Source organism: Halomonas sp. SIMBA_159 (assembly GCF_046536035.1).
Taxonomy (GTDB): Bacteria; Pseudomonadota; Gammaproteobacteria; order Pseudomonadales; family Halomonadaceae; genus Vreelandella; species Vreelandella venusta_A.
On sequence record NZ_JAWJBT010001113.1, the window covers coordinates 1 to 252 of the forward strand.

Annotated in this window: 1 protein-coding gene; it reads right to left on the minus strand. The window is 49.6% G+C overall.

The window, feature by feature from the left end; all coding sequences use genetic code 11:
- A partial coding sequence (locus tag R0J87_RS22725) for an NUDIX domain-containing protein (RefSeq protein WP_498889185.1) occupies nt 1–213 on the minus strand: 213 nt, incomplete at its 3' end.
- Nucleotides 214–252: the final 39 nt, after the last annotated feature.

The window sequence follows — 252 nt, forward strand, 5'->3', positions numbered from 1 at the left end:
CGTTGAAGCAAGGATTCGAACGTCTTTGCGGCTTAATCCTACTTCTTCAAACAATTCACGGTACATCGCCTGCTCTGCGGATTCTCCGGGGTTGATTCCGCCTTGCGGAAATTGCCAGGAGTGCTGACCAAATCGCCGGGCCCACATTACCTGCCCCTGGCGATTACAAATCACGATACCTACGTTTGGGCGGTAGCCATCGTCATCAATCACCGGACTACCTCAAAATAAAGCTTTATATACGAATGATTG